Source organism: Alkalibacterium iburiense (assembly GCF_039521845.1).
GTDB classification, from domain to species: domain Bacteria; phylum Bacillota; class Bacilli; order Lactobacillales; family Carnobacteriaceae_A; genus Alkalibacterium; species Alkalibacterium iburiense.
Genome location: NZ_BAAACW010000075.1, coordinates 1 through 19,239 on the forward strand (window position 1 = coordinate 1; position 19,239 = coordinate 19,239).

Below are 19,239 nucleotides of genomic sequence, written 5' to 3' on the forward strand. Positions count from 1 at the left end.
TTTGTTGTAATAACAACGTTTAAAGTAGATAAACAGAATAAAAACAGTAAAAAATTTGTAAATACGTTAATAATCATGGAGGGATGTAAATGAACTTAACAGTGCAGGAATTCATTGAAGAATATAAAACACAATTTCAAACCATGTTCGCTTATTCATATGAAGAAGGGACAACGGAACAACACTATACGGCTTTAGGCATATTCATTAAAAATTATTTATCACGTCATTGGAAGGAAACAAGGGAGAGCTACATTAAAGAAGGGGCAAAACAAGTGTATTACTTTTCCATGGAATTTCTTCCAGGAAGACAGTTGAGAAACAATGCGTACAACCTGGGCATTTTGGATATCATTAAAGAAGGTTTGACTGAATTGGATTTGTCTTTTGATTCTATAGCCGAAGCTGAAGCAGATCCCGCATTGGGAAATGGCGGATTAGGACGTCTCGCATCTTGCTTCATGGATTCCCTCGCGTCATTAAGTATTCCAGGGAATGGGAACGGCATTAGGTATCAATATGGGTTATTCAGACAAAAGTTTGTGGATGGGTATCAAGTCGAAGTGCCCGAAAATTGGCTCCGAAACAGAAATGTGTGGGAAACGCGAAACAATAAATCGACCTGCCTTGTCCGATTTGGCGGGAATGTGTGGTTAGAGCCTAACGATAAAGGCTACTATGAAGCAAAGTATGAAAACACATTAAACGTATTAGCGGTTCCCTATGATACACCAATGGTGGGATACCGTAACAACAAAGTAAACAACCTGCGCTTATGGTCCGCAGAAATCCCAGTTGAAGAAGAAGCGAATTATCATACTCTGGATGAAATCCAACCGATCAGTGAAATTACACAAGTATTGTATCCAGATGATTCAAATTATGAAGGGCAGCTCTTAAGATTAAAGCAAGAATATTTTATGGTTTCTGCTGGGGTGCAATCTATTATTCGTCATTTCAGAAAATACAATGTACCTAGAAAGAATATACCGGATAAAATAGCTATTCATATCAATGATACGCATCCAGCACTAGCTATCCCTGAATTGATGCGGATTTTAATGGATGAAGAGCATCTGACTTGGGACCAGGCATGGGAAATCACTCAAAAAACATGCAGTTATACGAATCACACGATTCTACGTGAAGCTTTGGAAAAGTGGCCGATTGACATGATGAAAGAGCTGCTTCCTAGAATATACATGATTATTGAAGAGATTAATCGACGTTTTGTAGATTATCACTTGCCGTTATACGGTGAACGTATCACTTGGCAAACGGCGATTTTACAAAATGGTGTAGTGAATATGGCTCATTTAGCTGTAATTGGAAGTCATAGTGTTAACGGTGTAGCTAAATTGCACACAGATATTTTAATGAGTGACGTGCTTAAGGATTTCTTTGAAATTTATCCTGAACGTTTTAACAATAAAACAAACGGGATTACCCAAAGACGATGGGTTCATTTGGCTAATCCCGAATTAACAGCACTCATTGATGAAAAAATCGGAGAAGAGTGGAAAAGAAATCCGGCTGAATTGAAGGTGTTTAAAGGCTTTGAACAAGATGAAGAGACCTTGAAACAAGTGGCTGAGATTAAATTAAATAACAAAAAACGATTAGCTGACTATATAGAAGAAGTTAAAGGGATTCAAGTGAATCCTCGTGCGTTATTTGATGTTCAAATCAAGCGGCTGCATGCCTATAAGCGACAACATTTAAATGCACTGCACATTTTACATCGTTACTTGGAGATTAAACGGAACCCGGATAAAGAAGTCGTTCCTCGAGTCTTTATTTTCGGAGCCAAAGCTGCTCCAAGTTACGTGTATGCCAAACAGATTATCAAAGTCATTAACTCTATTGCAGACTTGGTCAATAACGATCCGGATATTGGAGATAAGCTGAAAGTCGTCTTTTTCGAAAACTACGGTGTCTCGTTAGCTGAAAAAATTATTCCTGCAGCGGATATTGGTGAACAGATATCTTTAGCCAGTATGGAAGCGTCAGGGACAAGCAATATGAAATTAATGGCAAACGGCGCCTTAACGATGGCCACTCTAGACGGAGCGAATATCGAGATTAAAGATTTTGTCGGTGAGGATAATATCTTTATTTTTGGATTGACGGATAAAGAAGTATATGAATTAAAAGCTAATCAAAGTTATCAGTCAAAAGAGTTGTACGAAACGAATGAACAACTAAGAAGAGTACTGGATGCTTTAAAAGACGGGACTATTCCTGGTTTAAATGGTGAAGGTTCAGCCATATTCGACTCTCTAGTTCATTACAATGACGAATATTTTGTGTTGAAAGACTTTGAATCGTATGTCGATGCCCAGAATAGGGCTGACGCCTTATATGCCAAACCAATGGAATGGACACGAAAATCATTACTGAATATTGCGTCATCTGCCCCATTTTCAGCTGACTACACGATTAAGCGGTATGCTGACGATATCTGGAAAGTGAAACAGTACTTTACGGGAGACGAAGGCGTTCAGCCATTAGATGAACCTTTAGCTTAATATGAAAACGTGCTTCTACATATGGGAGCACGTTTTTTCTTTTCTTTTTAGACCTCTCCTGATAAACTAAGGTGTGTCATAAGAATTGTATGTAAGGAAGATGTTATGTTTAAAAGATTTCAGTTAGAAGATTACCAAACAACCGTAAAACAAGAAGTGTTAGCGGGCCTAGTGACCTTTTTTTCTATCTCTTATATTCTATTTGTTAATCCCATGATTCTGCAAGAAGCAGGAGTTCCATCACATTATAGTATTTATGCCACGATTTTCATTTCAATTATCGGTAGTTTCTGTATGGGATGGTTTGCGAATGCGCCACTTGTTATGGCACCGGGAATGGGTGAGAATACCTTTTTCACTTTCACATTAGTGGGAGCGATTGGCTTATCCTGGCAGCAAAGCTTAGCTGTTGTTGTGATTGCAGGATTTTTATTTACTCTGTTAGCATTTCTAGGAATCATGAAGCTGTTTCGTGAATCCATACCTGCTGGACTGAAGGTAGCTATCACGTCTGGTATAGGTTTCTTTCTTATTATCATAGGATTGGAAAACATGGGCATTATTGTGGATGGGGGACTGGAATGGAATACTCTTTCTATAGTAGGACTGTTACTATTAGTGGGTTTAAAAAAGAAGGCCGTTAAAGGGGCGTTCTTAATAACGATTCTATTTACGACTGTTCTTTACTGGGGGATGACCTATACTGCTTTTGAACCAGTTTCGTTTGAAATGAGTCACTTGTTTCATTATGGCGAACTAGTAAGATCAGTTGATTTTAGTCAGCTGTTTTCAATAGAGTTCGCGTTAGGGGTATTTTCTCTCACCATGTTGTTAATGTTTGAAACCATTGGAATGGTGGAAGCCTTTTTGAAGGATGCCAAACGAATTGAACCGAGCTATAAAGTAGGTGCGGTTACCGGTATGCTATCTGGATTCTTAGGTACGAGTCCCGCTATACCAGTAGCAGAAAATGGAGCAGGAATGGAAGAAGGAGGAAGAACAGGCTTAACGGCCATCACGTCGAGTATCTTGTTTTTGTTAGCTTTGTTCATCGCTCCCTTTTTATCTTATATTCCTTCGGAAGCTGTCGGACCAGTTATTGTAGCGACAGGTGTCTCTATGTCCTTAGCTGGAACAACGATTCGAGTCACTCATACATTAGAATGGTTACCAATCCTCTTAATTATTGTATTAATCCCCGTGACGGGTAGTATTGTAGATGGGATGGCTTATGGATTTATCCTCTATCCGTTTATCCAATTGATTATAGGAAAGAAAGAACGACTTAATCGGATCCAATGGATAATTAGTGGATTGTTTTTCCTAACTCTTTTATCCACCTGGCTCTTTATCTAATAAATGAAAAAGCAGATTTAAGTATAAAAACTTAAGTCTGCTTTTTTGTCATATTAAGCTATAAAACCAAAATACCCTATCACTATAATCCCTATGATGATTCGGTACCATCCAAACGAACTGAAGTCATTTCTTCTGATGTAATTCATTAAAAATTTGATGGCGAAAATCGAGACCACAAAGGAAAAGATACAACCTGCTATGAGGATGGCTAATTCTTCTGGAGTGAAACTAAAACCAAATCCAACTAATTTTAGAAAAGTGGCACCTAACATAACCGGTATGGAAAGAAAGAAAGAATATTCCGCCGCGATAGGTCTTGCGGTACCAATAAGTATAGCTCCAACAATGGTTGCTCCTGAACGAGACGTTCCAGGTATCAAAGCAAGGACTTGGAAGAAACCTATAATTAAAGCTGTTTTATAAGTGAGCTGACTCCAAGTTGAAATTTGAGGGATTTTCCCTTCATTTCTTTTTTCAATAATAATAAAGGCAATCCCGTAAACAATCAATGCGATGGCAACAGTGTACCAATTATAAAACAACTCATGAATTGCGTCTTCAAACAATAAGCCAAACACTCCAGCGGGTATAATTCCTATAAGGACTTTATACCATATATGCCAAGTTTCCTTCTTTTGAGCATCATCTTTCGAAGAATCAAAAGGATTCAACTTTTTAAAGTACAGAAGAATGACAGCCAGTATAGAAGCAAGCTGAATAACCACTAAAAACATTTCTTTAAACTCTGCACTCGTATTAAGGACTAAAAATTCATCTACCAGAATCATATGCCCAGTACTACTGATTGGTAACCATTCCGTTATCCCTTGAACAATTCCTAATATAATTGATTTAATAACTTCAATAAACACCATACGTTCTCCTAACTTTCTTAGTATTAACTTTCTTATCATAACGAATCTCATGGAAAAATGCCATAATAAATGAAACGAAATTCCTAATTAGTCGTTTTAGTTTAGTAAATCCTAAATAATGTGGTAGAATTATTGTATAAGTAGAGATTCATGTAACACATAAACTAATTTGAAAGAAAGAAGGGGAAAAAATGGGAATATTTGATTTTTTAAAGGGCAAAGACAATGAACCGAAGGACTCGAAAGCAACGTTGACTAATTTAGTAAATGGAAAAGTCATACCAATAGAGGACGTGGATGACCCTGTCTTTTCACAAAAAATGATGGGTGATGGGTTTGGAGTGGTTCCGAGTGATGGAGATATTTATGCTCCTGGCTCTGGAAAAGTAGTGAGTGTGTTTCCGACACAGCATGCTGTTGGATTAGAATTAGACAATGGTGTGGAAGTGTTGGTACACATTGGAATTGATACGGTTGAATTAGAAGGTGGCCCGTTTAATACAACAGTAAAAGAAGGGGACACGGTTACTCCAGATACAAAAATTTCAACAGTAGATTTGGAAGGCTTAAAAGCTGCCGGTAAAGAAAATACTGTTATTGTTGTCTTTACGAATATGGATCAAGTGGATAACTTTAATTTAACAACTACAGGAGATACCGATAGAGGTACAGAAATCGGTACGGTATCAGCTAAGTAAATCGTAACCAGCTGAGGTTAATAGACACTAAAAAAGCACGATAATCAGGTAAGTGACTGATTATCGTGCTTTTTTCTGCTATTCTACTGGCCTAACAAGAGAAAAAATCTCGCCAATAGTCGAATACTCGATACCGGCTAAACGGGCAATAGGATTTAGTTTGTCTGGTAGAATGTATTCTTTTTCTAAGTCAAAGATGTGTTCATCAAAATAATAGTCCGTTACTTTTAACAAAAATAAGTCTGTTATGACTTTATCTTGTTCATCTTTAATAGGAATGTGTTGATACAGTGTCGTTTCAAACCGAATCATCGCTTCTTTAATGCCAGGAACTTTGACGGATTGGCTTTGAGTGAGTGTGAGACCTGTGCTATCTAGTTCACTTTCATTGGGTGCCATTGGAGCAGACGTCTCATTCATTTCTTCTGTCAGATCCTGATTAACGATATGAATCACTGCTTCTTTTTGATTGAGTATATTTCTGGCTGTATCTTTGGTCTTCTCACCACTACGCAAAATAGATACAGATAGAAGTGGAACCTGATTGGATGCGATACTAAAAAAACTGAATGGAGCAGCGTTAACAATGGCATCCTCTTCGTTTAACGACGTTACCCAAGCTACAGGACGCGGGATGACACTGCCAGTTAAAAATTTATATTCTTGTTTTATAGATAAATCTTCTGATTTAAAATGATACATATGAACTCCCTTTTCTCTTATAAATTACCTCGAAACCGAAGTATAAAACCAAAAAGAAGAGACTGGATAGTCTCCTCTTTTAATCTATCATACAAATTCTACATTGACAACTTCAGGCGCATATACATCTTTCTGTACTAAAGTTAATGTGCCGTCTGTTTTATTTCTTTCAAATAGCGTGAGATTGTCAGAATCCTGGTGTCCGACAACAATAAACCTATCTGTCGGATCAATGTTAAAGTCTCTCGGAATTTCCCCTTCGGTTGGAACATACTCGACTAACTCTAATGTTCCGTCTTCTTTTACAGCAAAGACAGCAAGGGAATCATGTCCTCTATTAGAGGCATATACAAATTTACCATCTGATGATAGTCGTATAGCAGCTCCTCCATTGAAGTCCGTATGGTCTTCTGGGATAGAAGAAAGTGTCTGCAAGTGCTCAAATGTTCCTTCTTCAGTGTCAAATGAAAAAGTTAAAACGTCGCTACTTAATTCTCCAAAGACATAAGCCTGTTTTTTATTAGGGTGGAAAACGACATGACGGGGACCTGTGCCTGGCTTGACAGATTTAGAAGCTACTTTATTCAATCTCCCCTCTTCAGTTAGAGAATAAGTCAGCACTTCATCCGTCCCTAAATCACATGCAATTAAAAAGTTTCCATCTGGAGATAAGTCAAAATAGTGAGCATGCGGAGAATCCTGGTTTTCATGAACAGAACTGCCGGAGTGGGCCACTTTATCCAGAAGTGTCAAGGCACCCTCTTCATCCACTGAATAAACAGAGACTTCACCTTTATGGTAATTGGCTGCATACACTAATTCTTTTTGCTTGTCATAGGCAACATAGCAAGGTGGGGCTCCTTCTTCTAAATAAGTATCTAGAGCAATGTAATTGCCTAAATCACCGCGTTTAAATGAGGCAATCCCTCCTTGCCCATCTTCTGTTTTGTTAACGGCAAAGAGAAGACTGTAGTCATCATTTCCGGCAAGGTATGTCGGACTGCCCACACTTGTTATCTCTTCTTTTAACCTATCCAGTGTTTTTGTCTCTGGATCCAATTCGATACTGTATACCCCTTTACTGTCTCTTTTAGTATAGGTACCGAGCAATATCTTTTGAGTCATTCCTTTTCCTCCTTGAACCATTTTCTTTTCTTCTCTTAGTATAACAGATTAATTTTCCTGTTAAAAAGAATTGATTAACTCCAGGTCACTTCTTTGTGGAAATGTCAGAAGGGGACCCTCACCTTTCTGGTTCTTCCATTATCGAATAGCATTCTTTTCCATTCTACTCCTCCATTATGCTAAAATAAAGATAACGTTATGAAAATAGGTGATAGGGATGAAAGAACACGACAAAAAGCCATCAGTTTCTACATGGAACAGTACATGGTTCTGGAAAAAGATAATTAACAACAAAATGGTTTCAGTACTATTGATTACGTTTCTTTTCTTTCTAAATATTTATATGTTTACCCGAATTAGCTTCATATTTCGTCCAATCGGTCTTGTTTTTGAAATTATAGGACCTCCTATTATTTTTGCCATTATTTTTTATTACTTATTAAATCCTGTAGTCGATTGGCTGGAGGAGAAACGGTTTTCTCGATTAACGGCCATTGCTTTCGTGTCCAGTCTTATTTTGCTTCTCATTGCAGGAGGCGTTTATTTCATTATTCCTATTATTCAAGAACAGCTTGAATCTCTTATTACAAACTGGCCCAATTATTGGAATAATTTGATGATGCAGCTAGATACCTTGCTAAATACACAGGCTTTCACAGACTTCATGGATGAAGTAAGAGAAACAGCAATTTTGGAAACCTTGTCCACACAAATGTCCTCAGTCGTTAATGCGACAGTCGGAGGTATAGGGACATTTATTGGAACCGTTACTCAGGCTGTCATCACTTTATTTACTATGCCGTTTATTTTATATTACTTGCTGAAAGAAGGGAAAGAATTACCTAAGGCCATTTTTAAATATATCCCATCTAAAGCTCGGCCAACTGTAAGCAAATTATTTAAGGAAATCAATCAGCAAGTGAGTTATTTTGTCAGGGGGCAGTTGATTGTAGCCATAGCCGTCGGATTTATATTTTGGGCAGGCTACTCGATTATAGGTTTGGAATTCGCTTTAACACTGAGTATATTTGCCGGATTTCTGAACTTAATCCCTTATTTAGGCTCTTTTGTGGCAGGCATACCTGCTGTCATTATTGCTATTGTCCATTCTCCTTTTATGCTGTTCAAACTATTGATTGTATTTGGAATTGAACAGATATTGGAAAATCGAGTCATATCTCCCCAAGTCATAGGGAACACATTGAAAATACATCCGGTAGTGATTATTTTTATCCTCCTTATATCCGGACGACTATTTGGAGTCGCGGGAGTGATATTTGGAATCCCGGGATATGCTATTTTAAAAATCATTGTATCCATGCTCTTTAGATGGTATCAGTCCTATTCAGATTTATATGAAGATGACGATGTCATTACAACGGATGAGGCATTAGTAGAGACAACAGAAGATGATTAAGAAGGAAAAAGCCTTTACATTGCCTAAGGCTTTTTTTCTTATTGAAAAAATTCTTGCTTTATGACAAGGTGTCACATATAATAATTTAATGTGACACCTTGTCATTTTAAGACAGCACCAAGATGGGAGGAACAAGTGTGCCGAAACAAACATTCTTTAATTTGCCGGAAGAAAAACGAAAAAGATTGATTGCAGGGGCAATGAAAGAATTTTCATCCCGCTCGTTAAACGATGCATCTATATCAAACATAGTAAAAAATTCTAATATTTCACGAGGTAGCTTTTATCAGTATTTTGAAGATAAAAATGATTTGTATTTTTATTTAATTGGGAAATTTCATTACAATTACCGCCGTCTGATGTTCAAAAGCTTTGAAGAAGAAGAGGGAGACTTTTTTAAAGGATATAAAAAATTTGGAGAGAAATACATCCTTTATATAATGGAATCTCCTAAATTTGGTTTCTTTGAAAATATGTACTTGCATATGAATTATCAGATTAACCAACAAGCTAGAGTTGGTTTTGAAAAGACAAGTGTCAAAGGGAAAAAGCTGCCGAATGGAAAAAGAATTGTAGATATTGTGAAAAAAGATGGACTGAAATTAAAAACAGATAAAGACGTCGTCGATCTTCTAAGATATATTCTAGGTCTGCTGAATGATACGATTATGGAAGGTTTTTGGAAAGAACTATCGGTCGAAGAGACTCAAAAACTTTTCGTTAAACGACTGGAGTGGATTACATTTGGCATTGCTGAACCAACTTATAAGAAAGAGGAGAAAGTATGATTAGATTAGCTAGAATGATGAACCCATGGAGAGTAATTCTAACAGTGGTGTTCTTGACAATTCAAGTACTGGGTATGCTTATGCTACCCACGATTACAGCGAACATCATTGACTTTGGTGTTGCTCAAGGAGATATTAATTACATCTTGCGGATGGGTGCTTTGATGTTAGGGATTACCTTTTTAAATATTGGGGCAGCAGGACTGAATGTATACTTTTCTGCAAGAGAATCTCAAGGTCTTGGAGAAAGAATTCGTAATAAAATGTACACCATTATTTCCTATTTCTCTAATGAAGAATTAGATCAATTTGGAACGTCTACATTGATTACCCGCTCAACAAATGATGTGATGCAGATACAATTCATCATGATGTTAGTTTTACGGATGATGATTATGGCTCCAATCATGATGTTTGGAGCAGGATTTATGGCTTACCAGCGTGAACCTCAACTTTCCGCCGTTTTTGTTATTTCCATTCCACTATTAGCTGTCATGTTAGGCTTGATATTGAAATATGCCAGCCCTTATTTTAGATCCTTACAAGTGAAGACAGACCGATTAAACCGTGTTTTCCGAGAAGGATTAACGGGTATTCGTGTCATACGTGCCTTTAACACAAGTAAACATGAAGAAGAACGCTTTGATGAAGCGAATAAAGACTTCAGAAATACTGCCATTAAAGGGTTCACTATCATGGGCTTCTTAATGCCGTCTATGACTTTTGCTATTAGTATAACGAACATTTTAATCATTTCGTTTGGTTCGCAGTTAATTAGTACAGGAGATATGCAGGTGGGTAACCTTGTTGCCTTTTTAACTTACGCTATGCAAATATTAATTGGCGTAATGAACGTCTCTATGGTCTTGTTCTTCTTACCAAGAGGACAAGTCGCTGCTGAACGTATCATTGAGGTCCTAGATTCCCCTAAATCTATCTTAGATCCAGAAAAACCAAAAGAAGTGGATACAGATCAGGATGTATCATTAGAATTTGACCATGTTGATTTCCGCTATACCGGTGCTGAAAAGCTTGCTCTGGAAGATATCCACTTCAGTGCAAAAAAAGGAGAAACAGTTGCCATTATTGGGGGGACAGGTTCAGGAAAAACAACTTTGTCCAATTTAGTTCTGCGATTATATGATATAGAATCAGGTGCTATAAAGATTAATGGTGTAGATATCCGTGATATCACTCAAAATCAGTTACGAGACAGAATTGGGTATGCTCCTCAGAAAGCCTTGCTGTTCTCAGGAACGATACGTGAGAATATGCAGTATGGTAAACCGGAAGCTACCGATGAAGAAATTTGGCATGCTTTGGAAATAGCTCAAGGAGCTGACTTTGTCTCTCAATTGCCAGAAGGGCTGGACTCTAGAGTGGAACAAGGGGGAAGCAACTTCTCAGGAGGTCAGCGTCAGCGATTAAGTATTGCTCGGGCTTTAGTCACTCAAGCAGATATTTATATCTTTGATGATTCGTTTTCAGCCTTGGACTTTAAAACAGATGCGAAATTAAGACAAGCGCTTAAACCGGAAACGACAGATTCCATCGTTCTATTAATTGCTCAACGTATCAATACAGTTATTGATGCGGACACGATATTAGTATTGGATAATGGACAGTTAGTCGGTAAAGGTACTCATGAAGAATTAAAAGCAACGAACCCTGTCTATCAGGATATTATGGAATCCCAAATGAAAGGAGAGACGATATAATGGCTAAACAATCCAAAGCCCACCTAAGACCTAGAAAAGCTAAAAACTTTTGGGGAACTACAAGACGTTTAGTGAAATACATGGCTTCTCGATCTTGGCTATTGTTACTCACGTTGATTATGGCTATTGGAGCGACCATTTTAACGGCTCAAGCTCCTAGAATACTGGGGGAAGGCACAACTGAAATATATCGTGGTGTACAGGAAGGTCAGGCCCTTCGTGAAGCAGGGGAGACAGTAACTGTCTATCCGATTAATTTCGATTTACTAAGAGATATTATGATTACTGTTATTGTCGTCTACTTATCCGCCGCTGTCTTCAGTTATTTCCAGCAATTTGTAACAGCTCGTATTGCTCAACGGACAGTGTATGACTTAAGAAAAGATCTGAAAGAGAAAATGAGTCGCCTGCCGATTGAATATTTCGATACGAATTCTACCGGTGACATTTTATCTCGTGCGATAAATGATATGGATCAGATTTCCAACACCTTTCAACAGTCGTTAACACAGCTGACTATTAGTGTGGTTCAGTTCATTACCGTACTCATTACGATGTTAGTATTAAACGTTCAGCTGACTCTTATTACAGTTTTAACCGTTCCTATTAGTATAGGTTTAATTGCTATAGTGGCTCCACGTTCACAAAAGCAATTTGCTGCTCAACAGAAAGAACTAGGGATATTAAATGATCATGTTGAAGAAACCTTTTCAGGTCATGCCGTGGTTAAAACGTACAATAGAGAAGACACGGAAATTAAGAAATTTATTGAACAGAGCAGCAAGCTAAATGAAGCGTCATGGAAGGCCCAGTTTTATTCTGGAATCATGATGCCGCTTATGAGTTTCTCAAGAGACATCGGCTATTTAGGTGTGGCGATTGTCGGAGCCATAGGGGTGGCTAATGGGACGATGGCGATAGGGGAAATTCAAGCTTTTATCCAATATGTCAACCAATTCAGTCAACCGATGCGTCAACTGGCTAACTTGGCTAATACGGTGCAAGTCACGATTGCTTCAGCGGAACGTATATTTGAAGTTCTTGATGAAGAAGAAATGTCAGAAGAACCGTCTGGAGTAGAGCCTAAAAAGAATACTCCTTATAAAGTTGAATTTGAACATGTTCAGTTCGGATATGGGGGGCCAGATGAGCCACTCCTGATGACAGACTTTAATCTTAGCGTTAAAGAAGGCGAAATGACTGCTATTGTAGGTCCAACAGGAGCAGGAAAAACGACGTTGATAAACTTACTCGAACGCTTTTACGATGTGAAAGGTGGAAGCATCCGATACGAGGGTGTGGACACGCGCGATATTCCAAAAGAAGAGTTGCGTAGAGAGTTTTCCATGGTGCTGCAAGACACCTGGTTATTTAATGGAACCATTTGGGATAACATTGTCTATGGAAGTGAAGGGTTAGATGAACAAACGATTTTAGAAGCGTCTAAAGCAGCTCACGTGGATGATTTTGTCCGTCGTCTGCCCAAAGGCTACCAAACGATATTGAATGAAGAAGGAACAAATATCTCACAAGGACAAAGGCAGTTAATTACGATTGCTCGAGCCTTCTTACAAGATCCAGATGTTCTCATTTTAGATGAAGCGACATCCAGTGTGGATACCCGTACTGAAATACTCATTCAAAAAGCTATGAACAAATTATTGGAAGGACGAACAAGTTTCGTCGTGGCTCACCGTCTATCTACAATCAGAGATGCAGATAAAATTATAGTTATGAACCAAGGGGATGTCATTGAAACAGGCAGTCATGATGAATTGATGGAACAACAAGGATTCTACGCTGACCTATACAATTCCCAGTTTTCATCTGTGGACGATGCAGTAGAAGCTATTTAAATTAAATGAAAGAAGAAGTCCTCTAAACCTTATGAATGGGTAGAGGACTTCTTTCTTTTATATAAATATAGAATGAATTAAGAGTGATTAATTTCCTGGTGTAGACGCAATGATATGGAAAAAGCCGTCTAAAGACCACTCTGCAACAGGAGAAGGTAGAATAAAGTGGTCGCCTTTTTCACACGGATAGGCTTGTCCATTCACATCCAATGTTCCGTTTCCATCTAAAATGCTGACTAAGGTATAAGGGGCTTCTTTTGTAAAGGAGGCTTTTCCATCCACTTTCCACTCCTCAACAGAGAAAAACGAGTTGGAAACGAGTTCTGTCCGTTCCAGTGCATCTGTTTGAGTCTGTTTATAAGTGAGAGAAGGATCCACATGGGGAACAGTCGTCACTGCCAGTGAATCTTCAATATGCAGTTCCCTTTTCTCACCGTCATCCTGGACACGATCATAGTCGTATACGCGGTAAGTCGTATCACTGGACTGTTGCGTTTCTAAAATCATGACGCCACCGCCGATAGCGTGTATCGTCCCACTCGGCACATAGAAAAAGTCTCCGGCTTTCACTTTCACACGTGTGAGTAAGTTATCCCAGTCGCCTTCATCAATGGCTCTTTTAAGCTCTTCTAATGATTCAGCCTGATGACCGTAAACTATTTCGGCTCCTTCTTCTGCATCGATGACATACCAACATTCTGTTTTACCTAACTCGCCTTCATGCTCCATACCATAGGCATCGTCTGGATGTACCTGAACAGATAAATCAGATTGGGCATCAATGATTTTTGTTAATAAAGGAAAAACCTCTTCCGTTGTATGGCCAAACAGCTCTTTATGAGAAGCGAATAACTCTGTCAGGGTCTTCCCTTTATGTTCGCCATTCATCACTGTACTTGCTCCGTTTTTATGCGCACTGATTGCCCATAGTTCACCTGTTCTATCACTAGGAATCGAGTAGTTAAAGTGTTCTTTTAATTTATTTCCACCCCACAATTTTTCTTTAAACACGCCTTTTAAAAATAATGGTTCTGTCATTTTAAATCTCCTCTCTCTTTTCTCTAAGTGTAGCATATATTTATAGAATGAATGAACTATTATTTAGTCTGAATGAGCAATGAGAGATGAATTGCTCCTTGTACTTTTAGGCGTCTTCACTTATAATTTATTAGGATTATAGCCTTTATGTGTAAAATCTTCATTGAGGCAGTATAATAGAGAGAGTGGGAATGAGATGGCACAATTATTTTTCCGATACGGAGCCATGAATAGCGGAAAGTCGATTGAAATATTAAAAGTAGCACATAATTATGAGGAACAAAACAAGCCCGTTGTTTTATTTACAAGCGCCGTTGATAATAGAGAGGGCATAGGCGTTATATCGAGTCGCATTGGATTGAAAAGGGATGCTCATCCTGTTACTGAAGAGACCAATATTTTCTCACATGTACAAGAAATGGAAGGGCCCATTGCCTGTGTGTTAATTGATGAAGCCCAGTTTCTGAAAAAAGAACATGTGGATCAGCTGGCGCAAATAGTGGATGAGTTAGATATCCCTGTCATGGCATTTGGTTTAAAAAATGATTTTATGAACCAGCTTTTTGAAGGTTCTCAACAATTACTGATACTAGCTGATAAAATTGAAGAGATGAAAACAATATGCTGGTTCTGCCATAAAAAAGCGATTATGAATATGCGCATGCACGATGGCAAGCCTGTTTATACAGGAGAACAGATTGTTATTGGCGGAAACGAGTCTTATTATCCGGTATGCCGAAAACACTATAAAAATCCTCCAATCCACACCAATTAAACACTCAACCGATAAGACACTACGAAAGGAGCGAATGAGGATATGGATATGTTTATAGAACGATTAGAAGAAGTGGTCATTCGATATGACGAATTAAATGAACTGTTAAGTGACCCTGACGTGATTAGTGACACCACCCGTTTGATGAATTTAAGTAAGGAAGAAGCGAAACTTCGAGAAACTGTTTCAACCTATAAACGCTATAAAGAAGTCAAATCTGAATTAGAAGACACAGAAGAAATGTTAAACGAAGCTCTGGATAAAGAGATGGAAGAGCTGGCTAAAGAAGAGCGCACAGCTCTTGAAGCAGAAATAGCCGAGTTAGAAGATGAGCTGAAAATTCTTCTACTGCCCAAAGATGAGAATGATGAAAGAAACGTCATCATGGAAATTAGAGGAGCGGCTGGAGGAGACGAAGCTCAGCTATTTGCGGCAGATTTATTTGAAATGTACCAGCGCTATGCTGATTCTCAGGGATGGAAAACAGAAGTACTGGATGCCAACTCTAATGGAATAGGGGGCTATAAAGAAATCATCTTAATGATTACCGGTTCAAACGTTTATTCTAAATTAAAGTTTGAGAACGGGGCCCACCGTGTTCAGCGAGTGCCAACAACAGAATCACAAGGAAGAATCCACACATCTACAGCAACTGTTGTTGTTATGCCAGAAGCAGAAGATGTAGAAGTAGATATTGATGAAAATGATATTCGTGTAGATATCTATCATGCGAGTGGAGCAGGGGGACAGCACGTAAACAAAACGGCTTCAGCTGTTCGTCTCACTCACGAACCCACAGGAATTGTTGTGGCTATGCAAGATGAACGATCTCAATTGAAAAACCGAGAAAAAGCGATGAAAGTCTTGCGTTCACGTGTGTATGACAAGATTACTCAAGAAGCCCAAGCGGAAGTGGATGCAGAGAGAAAATCTGCCATTGGAACGGGTGACCGTTCAGAGCGCATTCGTACCTATAATTTCCCACAGAGCCGTGTAACGGATCACCGAATCAATTTAACGATTCAAAAGCTAGATCAAATTTTATCCGGGAAATTAGACGAATTTATAGAAGCTTTATTATTATGGGAACAGTCAGAAAAAATGGAGCAGTTAAAAAATGAGCATTGAAGCTATTAAAAAAGCCTCAACATATGGGGAAGTCCTCAACCGGGCTTCCTTTTTTTTAGAAAAGAACCAAAAAAGCCCCCATATCGCTCAATGGTTACTGAAAGAGCAGTTTTCCATGAGCTTGACAGATATCTTAATCAAGCAAAGACAACACATGCCAGAAGAACACAAAACCCTTTTTATAAAAGACGTTCTGGAAGCTTCGACTGGAAAGCCGGCTCAGTATATTGTCGGGCATGAGTGGTTTTATGATCGACAATTTAAAGTGACCCCTCATACGTTAATCCCTCGACCAGAAACAGAGGAGTGGTTTGATCGCTATATTAAACAACTCCCAAGCAAGTCGCTTCGGGTTCTTGATATTGGGACAGGCAGTGGGGTGCTAGCCATATCGCATAAACTGGAAAGAAAACAGGATGAGGTAACAGCCGTTGATATCAATGAAGACACCTTGGCTGTAGCCAGACAAAATGCAGAAAATTTAGGAGCAGATGTCACCTTTCAAAAAAGTGACATGATTAAAAATGTAAAGGGAAGATTTGATCTCATTGTGTCTAACCCTCCTTATATTGGAAAAGATGAATGGAGAGAAATGGATGAGTCCGTTTTAGCTTACGAACCGAAAGAAGCTTTGTTTGCCGAAGAAGAAGGCTTATTTTTTTACAAAGAGCTAGCCTGTACTCTTTCTGATTATTTGAATAAGTCTGGCACCATCATACTTGAAATAGGGTACAAACAAGGTTTAGCTGTAAAAAAACTATTTGAAGAAGCCTTCCCCAGCGCAAGGATAGACATATGGAAAGATTATAATGAGCATGACAGAGCAGTCTGCATAAAAAGTAGTGGGAAGGAGGACTAATATATGACTGAAATTTGGAGCGAGGCTGATATAGCCAACGCCGCAGCTCATTTGAAAAAAGGAGACGTTGTAGCTTTTCCGACCGAAACGGTCTACGGTCTAGGTGCTGTTGCAACGAATGAAGAGGCGGTAAGGAAAATATTTCAGGCAAAGGGAAGACCGTCTGATAACCCACTGATTATTCATGTCTCAAGTCGGGAACAAGTAGCCGATTATGTCCAAACGATTCCTGAAAAAGCGAGACAAGTCATGGATCATTTTTGGCCTGGACCGTGTACGATTATTCTTGAAAAAAAGGGGCCACTCGCTCTTTCTGTAACGGGAGGATTAAGTACTGTAGGTGTACGTATGCCGAATCACCCTATAGCTCTAAAATTAATCGAAGCTGTTGGTCTGCCATTAGCGGCTCCGAGTGCGAATTCATCTGGAAAACCTAGTCCGACTTCGGCTGAACATGTTAAAAGAGATTTGGATGGAAAAATAACTGGCATCATTGACGGAGGACTAACAGGAGTTGGGTTGGAATCCACTGTATTGGATTTAACAGATCCAAAGAACCCGATGATATTAAGACCGGGCGGTGTGTCACAAGAAGAGTTGGAAAAGGTGATAGGTAAGGTGGGTGTCGACACCCACTTGTCTAATCCTGAGGCTGCACCCAAGTCTCCTGGCATGAAATACCGTCATTATTCTCCTGAAAAACCCGTTTGGATATTGCCTTCGTCTATTGAAGAAAGCCAAGCAATCCTATCTGAGTTAGAAGCTAAAGGAGAAAAAGTGGGTATCATTGCCAGCGAAGACAATAAGGATGATTGGGATACCCCCGCCCGTCTTTATTTTTCAATTGGACAAAAAAGCAATCCAGATCAGGCCGCTTCTTTGCTATACCAAGCTATGAGAGAGTTAGATGATTCAGATGTGACTATCATTTTAGCTGAAGCATACGAAGAAAAAGGGATTGGAACAGCCTATATGAATCGGCTGGGAAAAGCGGCTGAGAAAAGAATATAAAGTTTCGAAGAATACTGCTGGAAACTGATACGTTCTTTCTGTACAATAGTATAGGAATAAAATAGGAATAAAAGGAGTTAAATCATGGGAAAACTACAAGTAATTGATCACCCACTCATTCAACATAAATTGACTATCATTAGGGATAAAAACACTGGAACTAAATATTTTAGAGAAGTGGTTAACGAGATTGCCCGTCTCTTAGCGTATGAGGTGTCTAGAGAAATGCCGGTAGAAGATGTAGAGATTGAAACTCCTCTAGTAAAATCCGTACAAAAACAATTAGCTGGTAAAAAAGTAGTCATCGTCCCTATTTTAAGAGCAGGATTAGGGATGGTAGATGGGATGTTAGATTTAATCCCAGCAGCAAAAGTTGGACACGTAGGTATGTACCGTGACCAAGAAACAATGGAACCTGTTGAGTATTTCGTGAAATTGCCTTCCGGTTTGGAAGAAAGACAAATGCTCGTGGTTGATCCTATGTTAGCAACAGGTGGATCAGCAGTTGCAGCCATTGATGCCCTTAAAAAGCGTGGAGCAAATAACATCAAATTCGTTTGCTTAGTAGCTGCACCAGAAGGTGTAAAAGTACTTGAGGAAGCCCATCCGGATGTAGATATCTACACAGCTGCACTTGACGAAAGACTAAATGAAAAAGGGTATATACTTCCTGGTTTAGGTGATGCAGGCGATCGTTTATACGGAACAATGTAGTCCTTAACCAAATAAATACAAAGGCACTGATAAATTAGGACAAATTTATCAGTGCCTTTTTTTGTGAATATAAAAAAGTTCTCATGTAAGCGTGTTATTGCATACTTATGAGCATTCTAAATGAAATTGTCACATTTCTGTGATAATATGAATTCGAAAGGATGAGATGAGAGACATGTCACTTATAACTTTGCAATCTATTATTCATTTAATATCACACATATTTTTTATATTAATAGCGTTCTGGTCACTACAATCTTTAAGAACAGATGCCTTAATAAAAAAATACCACATACCACAAGCACGGACATTATATATACTAGTAGCAATTGCCTTAGGTTATACAGTCAGTCAATTTTTCATCGACTTCATACTTTCTATTCAGAACGTATTATTGTTTTAACAGATGAGATGACAGGAATGAATGTCATAAAATTGTCATTTGGGAAGGGATTACAAGACGTTTCCCTTTAAAATACTTTCTGTTATACTATTCAAGATCTATATAAACTAAAAAATGATGAAACATTACAGACTAAAAAGAATCATAATTGGTTGGTTTCCCTGATTCGTAAAAGGTAATGCCAAAAGTTCTATGAAAAATCAGATTATTCCTGTTCGAAGGTATGATATTCCCAAATAGGATAC

17 protein-coding genes are annotated in these 19,239 nt (G+C 38.5%); 13 read left to right on the forward strand and 4 right to left on the reverse strand.

Features of this window, described 5'->3' with window-relative positions:
* Nucleotides 1-89 precede the first annotated feature (89 nt).
* The gene (locus ABDZ53_RS06485; protein WP_343754812.1) at nucleotides 90-2,528 is read left to right on the forward strand and encodes a glycogen/starch/alpha-glucan phosphorylase; all 2,439 of its coding nucleotides are present in this window, start codon (nucleotides 90-92) and stop codon (nucleotides 2,526-2,528) included.
* 105 nt (nucleotides 2,529-2,633) lie between these two features.
* On the forward strand, nucleotides 2,634-3,884 hold the full coding sequence (locus ABDZ53_RS06490) for a solute carrier family 23 protein (RefSeq protein ID WP_343754813.1): 1,251 nt from the start codon (nucleotides 2,634-2,636) through the stop codon (nucleotides 3,882-3,884).
* 53 nt (nucleotides 3,885-3,937) lie between these two features.
* On the opposite strand, the gene ABDZ53_RS06495 is transcribed toward ABDZ53_RS06490, so the two are convergent.
* Complete coding sequence (locus ABDZ53_RS06495; protein WP_343754827.1) at nucleotides 3,938-4,762, reverse strand: undecaprenyl-diphosphate phosphatase; 825 nt, start codon at nucleotides 4,760-4,762, stop codon at nucleotides 3,938-3,940.
* Between the two features lie 191 nt (nucleotides 4,763-4,953).
* On the opposite strand from ABDZ53_RS06495, the gene ABDZ53_RS06500 reads away from it, so the two are divergent.
* Nucleotides 4,954-5,460: a PTS sugar transporter subunit IIA gene (locus ABDZ53_RS06500; RefSeq protein WP_343754814.1), complete on the forward strand. Its 507-nt coding sequence runs from the start codon at nucleotides 4,954-4,956 to the stop codon at nucleotides 5,458-5,460.
* A 78-nt stretch (nucleotides 5,461-5,538) separates the two neighbouring features.
* On the opposite strand, the gene ABDZ53_RS06505 is transcribed toward ABDZ53_RS06500, so the two are convergent.
* Together ABDZ53_RS06505 and ABDZ53_RS06510 are read right to left on the reverse strand one after the other, a co-directional pair.
* Entirely contained in the window at nucleotides 5,539-6,162 is a 624-nt protein-coding gene (locus ABDZ53_RS06505) for a flavin reductase family protein (RefSeq protein WP_343754815.1), read from the reverse strand.
* Between the two features lie 87 nt (nucleotides 6,163-6,249).
* Nucleotides 6,250-7,287: a lactonase family protein gene (locus tag ABDZ53_RS06510; RefSeq protein WP_343754816.1), complete on the reverse strand. Its 1,038-nt coding sequence runs from the start codon at nucleotides 7,285-7,287 to the stop codon at nucleotides 6,250-6,252.
* A gap of 217 nt (nucleotides 7,288-7,504) precedes the next feature.
* On the opposite strand from ABDZ53_RS06510, the gene ABDZ53_RS06515 reads away from it, so the two are divergent.
* The 4 genes from ABDZ53_RS06515 (at nucleotide 7,505) to ABDZ53_RS06530 (ending at nucleotide 13,066) form a co-directional block, all read left to right on the forward strand.
* On the forward strand, nucleotides 7,505-8,704 hold the full coding sequence (locus ABDZ53_RS06515; RefSeq protein ID WP_343754817.1) for an AI-2E family transporter: 1,200 nt from the start codon (nucleotides 7,505-7,507) through the stop codon (nucleotides 8,702-8,704).
* A gap of 137 nt (nucleotides 8,705-8,841) precedes the next feature.
* A complete protein-coding gene (locus ABDZ53_RS06520) occupies nucleotides 8,842-9,492 on the forward strand; it encodes a TetR/AcrR family transcriptional regulator (protein WP_343754818.1) in 651 nt (216 codons plus the stop codon).
* The gene (locus tag ABDZ53_RS06525) at nucleotides 9,489-11,210 is read left to right on the forward strand and encodes an ABC transporter ATP-binding protein (protein WP_343754819.1); all 1,722 of its coding nucleotides are present in this window, start codon (nucleotides 9,489-9,491) and stop codon (nucleotides 11,208-11,210) included. Before ABDZ53_RS06520 ends, ABDZ53_RS06525 begins: the two co-directional genes overlap by 4 nt.
* Nucleotides 11,210-13,066 (forward strand): ABC transporter ATP-binding protein, encoded by a 1,857-nt coding sequence (locus ABDZ53_RS06530; protein WP_343754820.1) that lies wholly within the window; start codon nucleotides 11,210-11,212, stop codon nucleotides 13,064-13,066. Before ABDZ53_RS06525 ends, ABDZ53_RS06530 begins: the two co-directional genes overlap by 1 nt.
* Nucleotides 13,067-13,153: 87 nt before the next feature.
* Here the strand turns inward: ABDZ53_RS06530 and manA are convergent, their stop codons facing one another.
* Entirely contained in the window at nucleotides 13,154-14,104 is a 951-nt protein-coding gene (manA, locus tag ABDZ53_RS06535) for a mannose-6-phosphate isomerase, class I (RefSeq protein ID WP_343754821.1), read from the reverse strand.
* A gap of 196 nt (nucleotides 14,105-14,300) precedes the next feature.
* Between manA and ABDZ53_RS06540 the strand changes: the two genes are divergently transcribed.
* From ABDZ53_RS06540 to ABDZ53_RS06565, 6 genes are all read left to right on the forward strand, one after another.
* Nucleotides 14,301-14,879 (forward strand): thymidine kinase, encoded by a 579-nt coding sequence (locus tag ABDZ53_RS06540; RefSeq protein WP_343754822.1) that lies wholly within the window; start codon nucleotides 14,301-14,303, stop codon nucleotides 14,877-14,879.
* Between the two features lie 48 nt (nucleotides 14,880-14,927).
* Nucleotides 14,928-16,007: a peptide chain release factor 1 gene (gene prfA / locus ABDZ53_RS06545; RefSeq protein ID WP_343754828.1), complete on the forward strand. Its 1,080-nt coding sequence runs from the start codon at nucleotides 14,928-14,930 to the stop codon at nucleotides 16,005-16,007.
* A complete protein-coding gene (prmC, locus tag ABDZ53_RS06550) occupies nucleotides 15,997-16,866 on the forward strand; it encodes a peptide chain release factor N(5)-glutamine methyltransferase (RefSeq protein WP_343754823.1) in 870 nt (289 codons plus the stop codon). Before prfA ends, prmC begins: the two co-directional genes overlap by 11 nt.
* A gap of 3 nt (nucleotides 16,867-16,869) precedes the next feature.
* On the forward strand, nucleotides 16,870-17,877 hold the full coding sequence (locus tag ABDZ53_RS06555) for an L-threonylcarbamoyladenylate synthase (RefSeq protein WP_343754824.1): 1,008 nt from the start codon (nucleotides 16,870-16,872) through the stop codon (nucleotides 17,875-17,877).
* An 84-nt stretch (nucleotides 17,878-17,961) separates the two neighbouring features.
* Nucleotides 17,962-18,591 (forward strand): uracil phosphoribosyltransferase, encoded by a 630-nt coding sequence (gene upp, locus ABDZ53_RS06560; RefSeq protein ID WP_343754825.1) that lies wholly within the window; start codon nucleotides 17,962-17,964, stop codon nucleotides 18,589-18,591.
* 175 nt (nucleotides 18,592-18,766) lie between these two features.
* Nucleotides 18,767-18,994: a DUF1146 family protein gene (locus ABDZ53_RS06565; protein WP_343754826.1), complete on the forward strand. Its 228-nt coding sequence runs from the start codon at nucleotides 18,767-18,769 to the stop codon at nucleotides 18,992-18,994.
* The last annotated feature ends 245 nt before the right edge of the window (nucleotides 18,995-19,239 follow it).